Origin of the sequence: Micromonospora sp. CA-259024, assembly GCF_050936255.1 — a bacterium.
Taxonomy (GTDB): domain Bacteria; phylum Actinomycetota; class Actinomycetes; order Mycobacteriales; family Micromonosporaceae; genus Micromonospora.
In genome coordinates, this window is record NZ_JBNJND010000002.1 from 2,151,607 (window position 1) to 2,167,782 (window position 16,176).

Genomic DNA, 16,176 nt, shown 5'->3' on the forward strand with positions numbered 1-16,176 from the left:
GGGCCGCATCGGGTTGCCTCGGGAAAGGGCGATGCCCGGGCAGGTGACCTGCCCGGGCATCGCTGTGGTGCGGGTGTCGCGTGATCCGATGGTCAGGAGATGCGGATCTTGGTGTTGATGCCGTCCTGCTCCAGCACCTTGATCTTGGTGCCGGTGGCCGGGAGCTTGACACCGTGGTTCGGCAGCTCCGGGTACCAGTACTGGGCGGTGTCGTCGAACAGTGGCTGCGCCGCCTGGCCGCGGATGTACTGCGGCTGGCTGTTGAGGTGCAGCGTGAACGAGTCGGCCTTCTTCAGGCTGAACGGCGCGTCGTAGACCTGGACGCGGGCCCGCCACGGAGCGCCGGTCAGGTTGTAGATCGGCCGGGGGTGCGCGTCGATGATCATGTTCCGACCCTCACCCGGGTGCTCGAACGTGTCGTTGTCCGCCCACCGCAGGTTCCAGTAGGAGATCAGCAGACCCTCCTGGTACGCGTAGTGGTCCACGTAGTCCGGGCGGGTGTTCGCGTAGCCGAAGAAGTACGGGCCGGTCTTCAGGTACTTGTCGTACGACGTGTAGGACCGGGTGCCCGCGATGTAGTAGTTGTCGAACTCGCGGGTGTAGGTGGCCGCGACGATCTCGAAGCCACCGGCGAGAGCCCAGCCGGCCGCGTCGGTTTCGGCGCCGTCGGAGAGCACGGTCTGGCCGTCCGCGGTCACGGTGATGGCGTCACCGTAGAAGCCGCCTTCGGACACACCGCCGTCGGTCTGGTAACGCAGCCGGAACTGCGCGACCTTGCCCGCCGCCACGTCCAGCGGGATGTTGATGTCGACCCACTCGCCGTTGCTGGTGCCGTCGAGCGCCGGACGTCCGGGAGAGATCTCCGGAATCGGCTGGCCGTTGACGGTGCCCGGCAGCGGCGACCAGGTCTGGCCCCCGTCGAGGGACGCCTCGAAGAACATGTAGTCGAAGCCGGCCTCGATGCTGTAGCGGCCCTTCATCGACAGCGACGCTGTCGACTTCCCGGTGAGGTCCAGGGTTCGGGTCATCGAGCTGTTGAGGTCGTCCTCATTGCCGGAGAAGAACTGCTTGCTGCCCTCGGACGGCGCGCCGTTCTCGAAGGTGTACTCCCGGGGCGGAAGAACAACCACGACGCCCTGGGCCTCCGGCGAGTTGTACTCCTGCGGGCCGAGCGTCATGGTGCGCTTCTGTCCGGCAACGACCACCTCGTAGTCGAGCCAGCCGAGCTGGAGCTTGTTCCAGGCGCCGAGGTCGCCACCACGGTCGCCGATGCCGGCGTCGTTCTTGGCACCGAGCCGGCTCTGGGCCATCAGGGTCCAGTGCTCGTTGTTGTTGTCGCCACCGTTCTGCACGTTGTAGTCGTCCGGCAGGCCGAGGTCGTGGCCGTACTCGTGGTAGAAGACGCTACGGCCGCCGTTTTCCGGCTGGATCGTGTAGTCACCGATCCAGATGCCGGTGTTGCCGATCTGGGTGCCGCCGGCCGGGAAGTTGACCGGGCCGGTCGAACCCTGGTCGGACGCGAAGGCGTACCAACGGTGGCTCCAGATGGCGTCCTCACCCTGGTACGGGTCACCGTCGGCCTCGTCGCCGCCCGAGTGGACGATCTGGAAGTGGTCGATGTAGCCGTCCGACTCGTTGAAGTTGCCGTCGGAGTCGAAGTCGTACCGGTCCCACTCGTCCATCGACTTGACGTCGGCGGCGATCTGGGCGTCGGTGCGACCCGAGGCCTTCTGGTCGGCGACCCACTGGTTGGCGGCGTCCCGAACGAGGGCCCAGGTGTTGGTGCAGACATTGTCGGCGCAGGGGTAGCCGCCGGAACGACCGTAACGGGCTTCGTTGTACCGGACCTTGACCCAGTCGGTGACCTCACCCTCGACGCTGTAGCGACCCGAGGACTGGGCCTCGTAGTACTGCTTCAGCGACTCGTCACCCGGGTTGGTGCCGAAGTAGAGCTGCCGGTAGTGGTCCGCGTTGAAGTCCGACTGCCAGACGGTCGAGTTGTCCACCGCGCGGTTGGGAGCCGGGATCTCGTTGTGGAGCGGGCCATCGAACCGGGTCGGGCCAGCGGTGTCCGGGTCAGTGTCCTGATCCGGGTAACTGGGGTGCCGCTCGTTACCGAACTCGGCCAGGATCACGAAGATCTTGTCGGTCCGCTCCCGGGAGAGCTCGACGTACTGATCCTCGGTCTGGACCGCGCCGGCCTTGGCCGCGCGGGCGGTGGCCCCTTCGGCCTGGGTCTTGCCGACCTTGACGACCGTGCTGCCGTTGATCTTCTGTGCCTTGGACTTGCCGGTGAGGACCTCGCTCAGGCCCTCCTGGCGCAGAGCGCGCCGCTTGTCCTCCAGCGGGTTCGGCAGGTCATGGTCCACATGGGCGGGCTCGCCGACCGACGGAGCGGCCGTCGGCAACTTCGGCTGCGGCGCGGCACTGGCGGACGGTCCGAACGCCAGGCCTGTCGCCGTCAGTGAGAGCCCGAGCAGACCCACTGCGACTTTGCGCACGTGGTACCTCCGGTGTGAGGGAACCGGCCCAACGGGGGTACGGGCCGGTGGGAGATCGATCCCACTAGTGGGACCAATGGTGAACATAGACACTGCCGGGACAGGTGGGAAGACGCACGCGTCGATTTGTTGCAAGATTTTGTTGGGAATGCTTTTCACCGTCACACACCCGCGGTTCATCAGCCACGCTGACCAGCGGGGGCCGGACGCGAGCGTATACAACGACACGGTTCGATCATTGTGATCGCACATACGACAGTGGGCCCGGCGGCGTATCCGCCACCGGCCCCACCGCGCACCGAGTAATCAGTTTTGGATCCGCACAACCATCTCATCGGTGGGCTGCGTGCCCTGCGTGACGATCTCGATCCGGGTGCCGCTGCCCGCCACCTTGACCGAGTTCTGCTCGTTGCCCGGCGTCCAGTAGCGGTTCACCGCGCTGTCGTCGAAGACCGGGTTGGCCTTCAGCGTCGGCAGGTTGACCGCCACCCCGTTGAGGTGGAAGGTCTGCGCGGGCTTGGCGTACCGGCTGAAGGTGCCGTCGAACCCGTTGCGACGGTTCGTGATCGTGCCCTGGCCCTTGACCGTGATCGCTCCCGGACGGACGTCCACCGGGAGGTTCAGGCCGAAGCCCGGGTGCTCCGAGGTGTTGTTGTCGCCGTAGGCGTAGTTCACGTACCAGACCAGCATGCCGGGCTGGTTCGCGAACCGCTCCACCCAGTTCGGCCGGGTGTTGGCGAAGCCGTAGTTGTACCCACCGGTCCGCAGGGTGTCGTCGTAGCCGACGTAACTGCGGTTCTCCGCGATGTAGAAGCGGGGGTACGTGGCGGTCACCGCGCCCCCCATCCGGGTGAAGCCCTTGGCGGTCCATTCCGCAGCCAGGGTCTCCGCGTCGTCCGTCCAGGCGGTGGCACCGCCCTTGACCAGCGAGACGTCGTCCAGGAACGCGCCGGCGAGGTGCACCCCGCCGTCGGTCTGGTAGCGGTAGCGGAACTGCACCGTCTGCCCGGCGTACGCCGACAGGTCGTAGTTCAGGTCAACCCAGCTGCCGCTGGTGGAACCGTCCACCCCGGTCTCGCCGGCGTCCACCAGCGAGTTGGTGAGCGCCGTCCAGCTCGCGCCACCGTCGGTCGACACCTCTGCGTAGAGGTAGTCGTAGTCCTCCTCGATGTCGTACCAGGTCTTCGCGGTGATCGACGCGGTGGTCGTACCGGTCAGGTCCAGCTGACGGGTCAGCGTGGTGTTCAGGTCGTCGGCGCTGCCGCCCCACCACTCGTTCGACCCGCCGTACGGCGTGTTGTAGCTGGTGGTCTGGGTCTGTGCCGGCAGGTTGACGACCACCGCCTGAGCCTTCGGCCCGTCACTGTCGCCGGCCGGGCCGAGGGTCACCTGGGTGGTGCCCTTGCCGTGCTCGACGGTGGAGTGGTTGAGCCAGCCGAGGAAGAGCTTCGACCACGGGTCCATGTAGCCGGGAGTCGAACCGATGTCGTCGGTGCCGTGGCTCAGCCACGAGCCGGAGGCCATCAGGCTCCAGAAGCCGACGCCGTTGTCGCCGCCCACGGTGTCGTAGAGGTCCGGCAGGCCCAGGTCGTGGCCGTACTCGTGGGCGAAGACGCCCAACCCGCCGTTCTCCGGCTCGGTGGTGTAGTCGCGGATCCACATCCCCGTGTCACCGATCTGCACACCGCCGGCCTTGTTGCCGGCCGGGCCGGCGGTGCCGGCCAGGTTGGGGAACGCCGCCCAGCGGTGCGACCAGATGGCGTCCTCGCCCTCGGCGCCGCCGCCGGCCTCCTCACCCTCGCCGGCGTGCACCGCCTGGAAGTGGTCGATGTAGCTGTCGGGCTCGTTGAAGTCCCCGTCGCCGTCGAAGTCGTACCGGTCCCAGATGTCGAACTGGGCCAGGTACTGCTTGATCTGCTCCGGGGTCTTGCCCGCCTCGACCTGCGAGTCGTACCAGGAGGTGGCGCTGTCCTTGACGAAGTTCCAGGAGCCGTCACTCTCCGGGATGGCGTTGCTGCCGTACCGCGCCTCGTTGAACGGCACGGTCACCCAGTCGCTGACGTCGCCGCTGACGGTGTACCGGCCGCCGGACTGCTTCAGGTAGAAGTCCCGCATCGACTCGCCGTCGCCGTAGAACATCTCCTGGTAGTGCTCCCGATGGAAGTCGGGCCGCCACAGGGTGCTGTTGTCGTCGGTGGCGCTACCGTCCCAGTTGCGGTCCGGCTCCGGGATCTGGTTGACCACGGGTCCGGGGGCGCCGCCGGTGCGGGGGTCGGTCTGCGTGCCGAAGTTGACCAGCATCGTGAAGATGGGGTCGGTCTTCGGCGGCTGCTGGTACTCGACGAACAGGTCGTCCTTGACCTGGATGACCTTCGAGCCGTTGCGCGTCTGAAGCTTGGCCTTGCCGGCGAGCAGGTCGGCGATGGCCTGCTTCCGGACCTCCCGCCGCTGATCCGCCATCGGATCCGGGAGGTTGTCCCTGCCCTGCTTCGCCTTGTCGGAACCGGGGGTTGGGCCTGCCGCCGGGGCGCCGGAGGCCGGCGTCGCCATGACTCCCGCCGCCAGCAGCGCGGCCGTGGCGGTGGCCAGACCGGCTGTGACTCGTCTCCTCAAAGGTCTCCTCCTTTGTGGCCTGTGTTACATGCCAGGGGTCACCGAAGCGATCACTGTCATGAGATGCGCCACTCACCTTTGCAGAGGGTTCCGGCGGTTGTCACGAGTCGATCAAGCGCGGCCGAGGTATTTTTGGTGAGCTTTGAGATGACAAATACGACCAAATAGTCGTAGCCTCAGGCGACTATTTACATTGCGGTTCGATTAAGATCATCTATTTTCGGTCGGGATTATGAAGTCCCAGAAGTGGAGCGCCCGAGCGGGCAAAAACGTCACGCGCGCGCGTTGGGCCCCGAACGCGGAACGGCCCGCCCGGAGCGTGTGCTCCGAGCGGGCCGCCCGCTGTTCTGTCGGACGAGGGACCTGTTGGTTCAGTTCCTCGCCGAGGTGACGAAGATCGTGGCGGACGAGTTGTCCCGTGCCGCCTTCCTGATGGTGAGCGAGACGCCGTAGTTCACGCCCTGGTCGCCGGGGTTACCGGTGCCCAGCACGATCGCCCCGCCGCCCAGGGTCACGCCGTAGAACTCCGGCGCCGGGCTGCCGTCCGGGTGGGTGACCCGGGTGGTGTACGGCGCGTTGCCCCGCGAGGGCAGCACCACCGAGGCGTCGTTGTCCCGGGCGTAGGCAGCACCGTCGCGCATCTCGATGCCCGGGTACCAGCCCTTGGCGTCGGTGAACGCCTTCACCGGCGCCTGCGCCTTGAACGTGGTGCAGTACGCGCTGTACGGCTCGTCGGCCGCCTCCAGGCACTCCGTGAAGGGGTACGTCCGCTGCAACGAGAAGGCCGCGTTCGCCGACTGCGGGCGGCTGGGCAGGTTGTCCGTCACCGACGGGTCCTTCACGGCCGCCTCGCCCGTGCGGCGGTACGGGTCGAAGTGCGAGTCGACGATGAGCAGCCCGCCCTTCGCGCCGTAGCTGGGCAGCGCGGTCATCTGCCCGGTGACGTGGTTGACGTCGCCGAGCGCGGTGTCCCGGTACCAGACCAGCATGCCCGGAGCGTTGTACGAGAACCGGTCGACCTTCCAGGCGTCGTGCGAGTAGATCGTGTCGTAGGCGTACTTCAGGCCCTCGTCGAAGCCGTCGAAGTTGCGCCACTCCGCCAGGTAGTAGTGCGCGTGGGTCTCGGTGCCGCTGGAGACCTTCCAGCCCTCGCCGGTGGTGTCGACGAAGGTGCCGCCGGTGGCCGTCCAGCCGTTGGCGCCGCCCTCGACGTCGTCACTCCAGGTGGTGGCGCCGCCGCCGGTGACCGAGAAGTCGTCGACGAACCAGTTGCGCTCCTCGAACGCCTCGTCGGTGGCGAGGCGCAGCCGCACCTGCACCGTCGTTCCGGCGTACGCGGACAGGTCGACGTAGTCGTGCCGCCAGCCGTGGGTGTCACCGGTCAGGCCGTACTTCTTGCCGCCGAAGTCGTTCATCCGGCCGTTCGGGTCGGCGTAGCCGTCCGGGGTGGTGACCACGGTGCCCGCCTCGTCGTACACCTTCTGCTCGGTCCAGGTCGTGCCGCCGTCGGTCGAGAGCTCGACGAAGCCGTAGTCCCAGTCCTCCTCGATGATGTAGTTGTTCCACATCCAGAACTTCGAGTCCGCTGCCGCCGGCACGTCGACCGAGCGGCTCAGCTTGACGTCGGCCCACTCCTGGTCGTTGTTGCTGTGCCACATCTTCGTGCCGCTGTGCGGCGTGGCGAGCGTGGTCACCTTGTCCGGCAGGTCGATCTTGATGCCGTCCTCGGCGTCGATCGGGGTACGCGACGTCTGGCCGAGCTTCACCTCGCGGGGGTTCGACCCGGGGCGGATGGTCAGCGGGTCGGCCCAGCCGAGCACCCACTTGTCCCAGATGCCCATGTGCGTGGGCAGCGCCTGGAAGATCTCACCAGAGTGCGAGCCCGAGGCCATCAGGTCCCAGAAGTCCACGTCGGAGTCGGCGTTGCCGGACGTGTCGTAGAGGTCGGGCAGGCCCAGGTCGTGACCGAACTCGTGGGCGAAGACGCCGACACCGGCGTCCTCCGGCTGCACGATGTAGTTCGACACCTTGAGGTTGGTGCCCGGGATGCTGTAGCCACCGGCGACCGTGGAGGAGTGCGCCCACACGGCGTACACGCCCTCGGCGCCTCCGCCGCGCGACTTGCCCTGACCGGCGTGCACCAGCACGAGGTGGTCGATCACACCGTCCGGCTCGAAGACGTTGCCGTCTCCGTCCCGGTCAGCCTGGTCCTCGATGTCGTAGTCGGCCCAGGGGAAGCTCGGGTCCTTCGCGGCGAGCGCGTCGATCGCGTCCGTCGCCAGGCGGCCCGCGCCGGCCGGGTTGTCCGGGTGACCGTTCATCGACTGCTCACGGCCGGGGACCCAGGCGCCGGTCTCGTCCTGGAAGCAGCGGTTGGCCGCGTACCAGCCCTCCGAGTGCGGCACGGTGATCCACGGGCTGGCCTGCCCGTCCACCGTGTACGCGTTCTTGGACATCTCCAGGTACATGTTGTGCATGGTGCGACCAGACAGGTCGACACCCTTCTTGCCGTCCGGGCCGCGCAGGTCCGTGCGGACCCGCTCGGTGATGCCCTTCTTGCTGTAGAGCATCTTGTCGTAGTGCGACGGCGAGAAGTCCGGCACCCACATCGAGTTGTTGTCCTCGTGTGGCAGGGTCGCCGGGTTCGGGATGTTGTTGTGCTTCGGGCCGTTCTGGACGGTGCCGGGGACGCACGTCCGGTCCTCGAAGACCGTCTTGGGCACCATCACGCCGGTGAAGTCGTCGTTCGCCTGGGTGTTGAACTCCACCAGCAGCGTCAGCAGCTTCGCCGTCTGCGTGGTCGGCGACTGCTTGATCTGCCGGGGGTTCTTGCCAGTCTTGATCGACTTGGCTTCGAGCGTGGCCAGCTGGCGGGCCGCCACCGGGTTGCCCCGAGCGTGCTTCTGGTCGAACGCGCGCGCGGAGTCCACGGCCGGGGCGTAGACGCCCCCCTTGCCCTTGACCTCGCGGCCGGCGGTGTCCGGCTGCACCTCGGGCTCGGCGTAGTTGATGTAGTGCTCGTCAGCCTCGATCACGGCCCGGGGAGTGCCCGACGACGACTGGGCGGCCGCGCTGCCAGTCACGGTCAGTGACGTGGCCGCGAGGGCGATGACGGGTAGCGCGACGAGTAGTCGTCGGCGCGACCCCGGATGGGAGTTTCTGTTCATGCCACTCCGTTTCTCGGGCAGAGGACGTCGGCCGGTTCCGAGGCGCGCTGAAGCGCGTCGAGACCGCCCGACGAGCGTGAAACTAGATGAGAAACAATCCGAGTGGCGGCTTCGTGATCGATGCGTTATCCGCTCGACCGGTTCGGCTCATCGATATCGCGGAGCCAGGTGGGAGCGCTGCCGCCGTACCTCCACAAAAGACAGCGGTGGGTGACGGCCCGTCCGGACCGCCACCCACCGCTGGGGTACGCCTACCGTCAGTCCTCGTCGGACTTCGCGCCGCTCATCCCCGAGGAGATCAGGTCCATCACCGACGAGTCCTGCAACGTCGTCACATCGCCCAGCGACCGGTTCTCCGCCACGTCCCGCAGCAGCCGACGCATGATCTTGCCGGAGCGGGTCTTCGGCAACTCCGGCACCAGCATGATCTGGCGCGGCTTGGCGATCGGGCCGAGCGTCTTCGACACGTGGTTGCGCAGGTCGGCGATGAGCTGCTCACCCGCCTCACCGGCGATGTCCGTGCTGCCACGCGGAATGGCGAACGCGACGATCGCCTGACCGGTGGTCGGGTCGGTCGCACCGACGACCGCGGCCTCGGCCACCGACGGGTGCGACACCAACGCCGACTCCACCTCGGTCGTCGAGATGTTGTGCCCGGACACCAGCATCACGTCGTCCACCCGGCCGAGCAGCCAGATGTGCCCGTCGTCGTCCTTCTTCGCTCCGTCCCCGGCGAAGTACATGCCCTCGAACCGCGACCAGTACGTCTCGATGAACCGGTTGTCGTCACCCCAGATGGTGCGCAGCATCGACGGCCACGGTTCCCGCAACACCAGGTAGCCGCCACCGCCGTTGGGCACCGACTGACCCTGGTCGTCCACCACGTCGGCCACGATGCCCGGCAGCGGCGTCATCGCCGAACCGGGCTTGGCCGCGGTCACCCCCGGCAACGGGGAGATCATGATGGCGCCCGTCTCCGTCTGCCACCAGGTGTCCACGACGGGCAGCTCACCCCGGCCGATGTGCTGCCGGTACCAGATCCACGCCTCGGGGTTGATCGGCTCACCGACACTGCCCAGTAGGCGCAGCGAGGACAGGTCGAAGCCCGCCGGGATGTCGTCGCCCCACTTCATCATCGTCCGGATCAGGGTGGGGGCGGTGTAGAGGATGCTCACGCCGTACCGGTCGATGATCTCCCAGAACCGGCCCTTGTGCGGGGTGTCCGGGGTGCCCTCGTACATGACCTGCGTGGCGCCGTTGGAGAGCGGGCCGTACACGATGTAGGAGTGGCCGGTCACCCAGCCGATGTCGGCGGTGCACCAGTAGACGTCCGTCTCCGGCTTCAGGTCGAAGACCGCGTGCGTCGTGTACGACGCCTGGGTGAGGTAGCCGCCGGTGGTGTGCAGGATGCCCTTCGGGCGAGCCGTGGTGCCGCTGGTGTAGAGGATGAACAGCGGGTGCTCGGCGTCGAACGGCTGCGCGGTGTGCTCGGCCGAGGCGGTTTCCACCGTCTCGTGCCACCAGTGGTCCTTCTCCGACCACGCCACCTCCTCACCGGTGCGGCGGACCACCAGCACGTGCTCCACCGACGGGCAGCTCGCCACCGCCTCGTCAACGGTGGGCTTCAGCGCTGACGGCTTGCCCCGCCGGTAACCACCGTCCGCGGTGATCACCACCTTGGCGCTGGCGTCCTGGATCCGGTTGCTGAGCGAGTCGGCGGAGAAGCCGCCGAAGACCACGCTGTGCGCGGCACCGACCCGGGCGCACGCCAGCATGGCCACCGCCGCCTCCGGGACCATCGGCAGGTAGATAGCCACCCGGTCACCGGCGGTCACCCCGAGATCGGTGAGAGCGTTCGCCGCCCGGCAGGTCAGCTCGTGTAGGTCGGCGTACGTGAGGGTGCGGGTGTCGCCCGGCTCGCCCTCCCAGTGGATCGCCACCTTGTCACCGCGACCCGCCTCGACGTGCCGGTCCAGGCAGTTGTAGGCGACGTTGAGCTGCCCGCCCACGAACCACTTCGCGAACGGCGGGTTCGACCAGTCGAGTACCTCGTCCCACTTCTTCGACCAGGCCAGCCGATCGGCCTGCTTGGCCCAGAAGGCGAGCCGATCGGCCTCAGCCTCGGCGTACGCGTCGATGGTGACGTTGGCGTGCGCGGCGAGCTCGGCCGGCGGGGGGAACTGGCGCGTCTCGTTCAGCAGATTGGCCAAGGCCTCGCTCATGCCGTGACTCCTCGTCCTCGGGGTGATCTGGTTCTTGCGGTGACCTGCGTCTCGTTGGGCACGAGGGTAGTCGCGCGGCCCTCGACCGGCGACGGCCGCCCGCTCCGTCGCGCCGAGCGGCCCCCGCCGCGCGCCCGACGGCCGTGGCGGCCCGGGCGAGCCGGATCGGGCAGGTGCGGCGGGTCCGGCGTGGTTGTCGTGGACGGCGCGACGGGTCGTGCCCGCCGAGGGCGGATGGCTCAGGTCGCGTAGCGGCCGGGGTTCGGCCCGGGGCGTCGGGTCGGGTCGCTAGCGTGGCGGGGTGACCACCGACCCGCTCGCACCCCTGCTCGCGCTCGCCGACATCGCCGCCACCGTCGAGCAGGCCCGCGAGCGCTTCGACCAGGCGCTTGGGCACCGTGCGCTACGCCGGAACGGCGGCCAGGTCGCGGCCGAGGTCAGCCTGCGCTCCGCGGTGGCCAGCGCCGCCCTCGAAGGGGCCATCCACGAACGCGAGGAGGTCCGGGCCGGCACCGTCACCGACCCCGTGCTCCAGGGGGCACTGCGGGTCGCCGGGGCGCTTCCCGGGTTGAGTGAGCTCTGGCCGAAGGCCCCCCGGCAGGCTCTTGCCAAGCTGCACGTACTCGCCGCCCGCGACATGGTGTCGGAAGCCGAGCTGGGCCGCCCGGTGGCCGACCCAGTGGTGGCCACCCGGCTGGACGGGTTGGCTGGGCTGGTCGCCGGCGGCACGAAGGTATCCCCGCTGGTGCTCGCCGCCGTCGTACACGGAGAGTTGCTGAACCTGCGCCCGTTCGCCGGGCCATCCGGCGTGGTGGCCCGGGGGGCCGCCCGGCTGGTGCTGCTCTCCAGCGGCCTCGACCCCCGTGGCCTGCTCGGCGTCGACGTCGGGCACCGCGAGCGGGAGCCCGAGTACGTCGGCTCGGCCGGTGCGTTCGCCACCGGCACCCCGGACGGGCTGCGATCCTGGCTACGCCACTACATGGCAGCCGTCGAGGTCGGCGCCGACCAGCTCACCGCCATCGGCGACGAGATCCTCGCCGCCGCCTGAGCGGTCGCAGGTCAGGCGCTGGTGGCGGCGCGGGTGCGGCGGTGCCGGCCGTACCAGGCGATGCCGATCGCTACGCCCACCCCGACTCCCAGGGCCGCTGCGGCCACCGGGACGGCGGGCCGCTCCCGGAGGCGGCGGCCCAGCGGGATCGGGTGCCGGAACTCCAGCACCGGCCACGCGTTCTCCGAGGCCAGCTTGCGCAGCTGCCGGTCCGGGTTGACCACGCTCGGGTGGCCCACGCACTCCAGCAAGGGGCGATCGCTGTACGAGTCGGAGTAGGCGTACGAGTCGGCAAGGTCGTACCCCCGCGCGGCAGCCAGCTCGTTGACCGCCTCAACCTTGCTCGGACCGGCCGCGTAGAACTCGACCTCGCCGCTGTACCGGCCGTCCCGCACCGTCATCCGGGTGGCGATCACGTCGGTGACCCCGAGCAGCTCGCCGATCGGCCGGACCATCTCCTCGCCCGACGCCGAGACCAGCACCACGTCCCGCCCGGCCGTCTGGTGCTCCTCGATCAGGGCGGCGGCTTCGGCGTACACATAGGGGTTGATCAGCTCGTGCAGTGTCTCCGCGACGATCTGGCGGACCTGCTCCACCTGCCAGCCCTTGCAGAGTGCGGCCAGGTAGTCCCGTGTTCGGGCCATGGTCTGCTCGTCGGTGCCGCCCAGCCGGAACATCAGCTGCGCGTACGCCGACTTGACCACGTCACGCCGGGTGATCAGCCCGTCCCGGTAGAACGGCCGACCGAACGCCAGGGCGCTCGACTTGGCGATGACGGTCTTGTCCAGATCGAAGAAAGCGGCACTTCGGCCCACGGCGCGAAAGTCTAGCCGGATGGTCTATCGTCGGCGGGTGCCCGGGGTCAGGCCACCCCTCAGACCTGCGGGCTGGCACCACCATCTCCGCTCCGCGTGATCACGCTCACACTCCGCGAGGAGATTTTCGCGGTGAGTGGAGTCGGCACCACTCGACGTGACGGGCCCGCTCAGGCAGACTTGTCCGTACGACGAGCTTTCACATCGTGGAAACAGACAAGACCCTCAGCGGTTGCACCCCCCGTGACCGCTGAGTGGTTCGGCTCGACCCCCCCGGAGCCGAACCTTCGACGACCCCCGTCTCCCCCCGACGGGGGTCGTCCCTTTCCCGGCGGAGGCGCGTCGCAGCAGGTCACGGTCGACGTCGAGTAGGTGGTGGCCGAGGACCGAGGGGGGCGAGACGCCTATGCGGGCTGCTCCATCGGCGACCGCGTCCGCTCTGCCCACCGAACCACGATGGGCGTGACCAGCCCCACCACGACGAACACCCCGCCGAGCAGTAACCAACCGGGGGCTCCCCAGCTGATGCAGAGCAGCGCCAGAACGGATGGGGCCACCACATTCGCCAATCCGGTGCCGACCCCGAAAAGCCCCATGTACTGCCCCTGCGCGTGTGCGGGCGCGAGGCTGAACCGCAGTTCCAGCGATCCGGCGGTATGCCACAGTTCACCCACGGTGTGGATGAAGATGCTGACGACGATGACGATGACGGCGGCCCACCCGGGGAGCCCCGCGGTTGCGGCGATCGCGGCCATGCCGACGAGGAACGCCAGGCCCGAACGGCGCATGGCCCTGCCGGCGGTGACGGTGTCGTCGACCCCTCGGCTGGCCCTGACCTGGAGTAGCACCACCACGGCGGTGTTGATGAGCGCGGCCATGCCGATGAGCCATCGGGGGGCACTGGTGTGGCCCACGATCCACAGCGGCAGGGCGAAGAGCAGCACCTGATGGTGTACGGACATGACAGCGTCGAGCGCGGTGACGGCGACGTACCCGCGATCCTTCAGCACCGCCCACCGGCTGGCCTTGGGCGGCGCGGGCACGGGCGGCAGCGACGGCAGCGTCGCGATGATGGCGGCGCTCGCCGCGAAGCTGAGGGCGTTTCCCAGTACCAGGATCAGATAGGCCGGACGTGTGTCGAGCTGCACGGCGAAACCGGCGGCCACGGCCGCGCAGCTTCCGGCGAGGTTGGCGACTGAACGCAGGTACGCCCGGTACCTGGTCAGGTCGGCACCACCGACACCGCGGACCAAAGGTCCACGTGCTGCGCCCCCCGCGGAGCGGGCGAGTTCGCCCACGCAGAGCGCCACCAGGATGAGCCAGAAGGAATGCACGAACACCAGCGCGGCCATTGCGATGCCCTGAATGACAAGCATCAGCAGATAGACCTCACGTGGCCCCCGCCGATCGGCGAGATGCCCGACCGGCACCCCGGCGAACATGCCGACCCCGGCGGCGATGCCCATTCCCAGGCCGACCTGCGCCACCGGGAGCCCGAGCACGCGGGTGAAGAACAGCGCGGCGCTGACCATGAAGACGCCGCTGCCGATCATGTTCACGAACGTCGCCAGCGCGAGAATCCGCTGTGGAGGCGACTCTGGAATGAGCCCGCGACCAACCAGCCAGGAGTGCCGCTCTTGCGGACCCCCCGCAGGGACATTGTTGGAACGCTGAATAGCGGTTTCATTTTGTGCACTCGTCACAGACCCGGTGAGCCTCTCTCTTGGCGGCAGCCGGGCCAATCTAGCCATCTGTCCTAGCGCACAATATCGAGCATTTGCCCGATACCGGTCAGACCTTGTGCCTGCTAGTTTTCTTGTACTGGTAAAGCTCCGTCGACGCCGAGATCGCATCGCAGACGGACGGTGTCCCATCCAACCGGTGACCACAGGTGCGATCGTGTCGGCCGAGTAGCCCCACGGCGGCTGCGCACCCGCCTCCCTGACGCGGTGCTTCGGTGCGGGGCCACAGTCATTCCGTCCTCGACGCCTTGGCACTGAGCCCGGGCAACCGACGAGGGACTTGCTGCCCGCTTCGCACAGCCCCCGGCTACTGAGTAGCTCGCCGGGGAGGAATACCGCGGTAATCGTCGGGCCGGTCGCGACACAAGCCAGGGTGAGAGTCGCCGAGGCAATGGGGGTTCGGGTGGGTCCACCGGAGAAACGCGACGAAGCCTGGTTCACCAGGCTCTACGCGGCCGAGTACGCGTACATCGTCAGGTATGGGCTGCGTCGGCTGGCCGACGCGGAGGCGTCGGCGGAGCTCGCCCAGGAGGTCTTCGTCGTCGCCTGGCGTCGGCGCGGCGAGGTGCCGGACCGCAGCCTGCCCTGGCTGTACGGGGTGGCCCGGCGCCTGTTGGCGAACCACTGGCGGTCGCGGCGTGGCGCCCCCGATTTCCTGCCGATCACCGACGCCGACCTGGCGCAGGTGGCGCACCCGTCCGGCGCTGACGTCACCGTGGGGGTCGCTGACGTCCGGGCGGCCCTGGCGACCCTCAACGACCTCGATCAGGAGATCCTCCGGCTGATTGGTTGGGAGGAGCTGACGGTCTCCGAGGCGGCCCAGGTACTCGGCTGTACGCGCGCGACCGTGGCAGTACGTCTGCACCGTGCCCGCCGACGCCTCACCGAAGCGATGTCAGACCAGCCCGCCCGGCCCCGGCGTCCGGTGTTGGCGAGTATTCGAGAGGACCTGTGATGTTCGGAGCAGAGCGAACCCGTACCCTCCTCGGCCCGGTCGACCCGGCCCGGGACACCGCCGTGCCGCCATCTTCGGTCTCGGCGCGCGACCTGATCGACCGTGCCGGACCTGCCGAGCCGGTCGTCGGTCGTCGCCGCGTACGCCCGACGCGCCGGCTGGTTCTGACGGCCGGAACGTTGGCGGTCGCGGCCGGCGCCGTGGCGGTCCTCCAGCCGTTCGACGGGGTCGGCCCGGACACCGGGGACGTGCCGGGTGCCGTGCCCGGATCAGTGCTCGTGCCGGTCGCGTACCAGTTCGACGCGGACGCGCCGCCGGCTGGTCCGCAGTTGCGCGCCCTGGCCGGCAAGCTCGCCGACGCGAAGTACGACAACCGGGCCGGGCGCTACATGTATCACCACACGAAGCTGTGGGGCGACCCGGTGATGACCTCCGCCGACGGCCGCTTTCATGTCGCCTTCGCCGACGAGACCAAGGTCTGGCAGGCCGCCGACGGGACCGGCAACCGGATCACCGTCCAACTGGAACCGCAGTATCCCGACCAGGAGTCCCGGGACTACTGGCAACGCAATCTCGGGAAGGGCCCTGCGGTGGCTGGCACGCCCGCACCCGCCACCGTTCCGCTGCCGCCCAGGGAACTCACGCCACCGCAGGCTGATCGGGTGCAACTACGCGAACTGCTGAAGACCGCGTACGGCGCCGGTGCGGTGAGCAAGGAGGTCAGCACGGTGTACGGGCGGTACGTCGTGCCGCGGCAGACCCGCGCGGAGATCCTGCGCGTCCTCGCCGACGTTCCCGGCTTCCGCTGGCGAGGGCAGGTGACCGACCGCGCTGGACGGAAGGGCGTCGCGGTCACCTTCGACGACCGCGAGCACGACGCGCAGTCTCTGCTGATCTTCGACCCACTGACGGGGGAGTTGCTCGCCCACGAGCGGCTGACGCTCGCACCCGTGCGGATCAGCTCGTACAAGGTGATCCTCGATACCGCCTGGACCGACCGGCTGGGCTGACCGGTAGCGGGGCCGCTCCCTCGGGAGCGGCCCCGCTACGATTCATTCCAGTCGGAGCATCGGTCGCACATGCGCTGCGCGTAGCAGATCAACTGTCTCGTCG

9 protein-coding genes are annotated in these 16,176 nt (G+C 68.6%); 3 read left to right on the plus strand and 6 right to left on the minus strand.

Features of this window, described 5'->3' with window-relative positions; genetic code table 11:
• Nucleotides 1-92: 92 nt before the first annotated feature.
• The 4 genes from ACQEUX_RS29580 to acs form a co-directional block, all read right to left on the minus strand.
• Nucleotides 93-2,486: an immune inhibitor A domain-containing protein gene (locus tag ACQEUX_RS29580; protein ID WP_433057225.1), complete on the minus strand. Its 2,394-nt coding sequence runs from the start codon at nt 2,484-2,486 to the stop codon at nt 93-95.
• A gap of 321 nt (nt 2,487-2,807) precedes the next feature.
• Entirely contained in the window at nt 2,808-5,114 is a 2,307-nt protein-coding gene (locus ACQEUX_RS29585; protein WP_433055298.1) for an immune inhibitor A domain-containing protein, read from the minus strand.
• Between the two features lie 371 nt (nt 5,115-5,485).
• Complete coding sequence (locus ACQEUX_RS29590; RefSeq protein WP_433055300.1) at nt 5,486-8,281, minus strand: immune inhibitor A domain-containing protein; 2,796 nt, start codon at nt 8,279-8,281, stop codon at nt 5,486-5,488.
• A 257-nt stretch (nt 8,282-8,538) separates the two neighbouring features.
• Nucleotides 8,539-10,503 carry an acetate--CoA ligase gene (acs, locus tag ACQEUX_RS29595; protein ID WP_433055302.1) on the minus strand — a complete coding sequence of 655 codons (1,965 nt, stop codon included), beginning with the start codon at nt 10,501-10,503 and terminating at the stop codon, nt 8,539-8,541.
• Between the two features lie 301 nt (nt 10,504-10,804).
• On the opposite strand from acs, the gene ACQEUX_RS29600 reads away from it, so the two are divergent.
• Nucleotides 10,805-11,551, plus strand: coding sequence for an oxidoreductase (locus ACQEUX_RS29600; protein WP_433055304.1), 747 nt, complete (start codon nt 10,805-10,807; stop codon nt 11,549-11,551).
• An 11-nt stretch (nt 11,552-11,562) separates the two neighbouring features.
• Here the strand turns inward: ACQEUX_RS29600 and ACQEUX_RS29605 are convergent, their stop codons facing one another.
• Both ACQEUX_RS29605 and ACQEUX_RS29610 read right to left on the minus strand, forming a co-directional pair.
• Nucleotides 11,563-12,366 carry an HAD family hydrolase gene (locus tag ACQEUX_RS29605; protein WP_433055306.1) on the minus strand — a complete coding sequence of 268 codons (804 nt, stop codon included), beginning with the start codon at nt 12,364-12,366 and terminating at the stop codon, nt 11,563-11,565.
• 404 nt (nt 12,367-12,770) lie between these two features.
• The gene (locus tag ACQEUX_RS29610) at nt 12,771-14,069 is read right to left on the minus strand and encodes an MFS transporter (RefSeq protein WP_433055308.1); all 1,299 of its coding nucleotides are present in this window, start codon (nt 14,067-14,069) and stop codon (nt 12,771-12,773) included.
• A 442-nt stretch (nt 14,070-14,511) separates the two neighbouring features.
• On the opposite strand from ACQEUX_RS29610, the gene ACQEUX_RS29615 reads away from it, so the two are divergent.
• Nucleotides 14,512-15,063 carry an RNA polymerase sigma factor gene (locus ACQEUX_RS29615; RefSeq protein ID WP_433055310.1) on the plus strand — a complete coding sequence of 184 codons (552 nt, stop codon included), beginning with the start codon at nt 14,512-14,514 and terminating at the stop codon, nt 15,061-15,063.
• Entirely contained in the window at nt 15,063-16,073 is a 1,011-nt protein-coding gene (locus ACQEUX_RS29620; RefSeq protein WP_433055312.1) for a CU044_5270 family protein, read from the plus strand. The genes ACQEUX_RS29615 and ACQEUX_RS29620 overlap by 1 nt, the downstream gene beginning before the upstream one ends.
• The last annotated feature ends 103 nt before the right edge of the window (nt 16,074-16,176 follow it).

Bases quoted from the DNA above. Each gene is read 5' to 3' on its own strand.
- ACQEUX_RS29590 (WP_433055300.1), bottom strand. From the start codon at position 8,281: ATGAACAGAAACTCCCATCCGGGGTCGCGCCGACGACTACTCGTCGCG.
- acs (WP_433055302.1), bottom strand. From the start codon at position 10,503: ATGAGCGAGGCCTTGGCCAATCTGCTGAACGAGACGCGCCAGTTCCCC.
- ACQEUX_RS29620 (WP_433055312.1), top strand. From the start codon at position 15,063: ATGTTCGGAGCAGAGCGAACCCGTACCCTCCTCGGCCCGGTCGACCCG.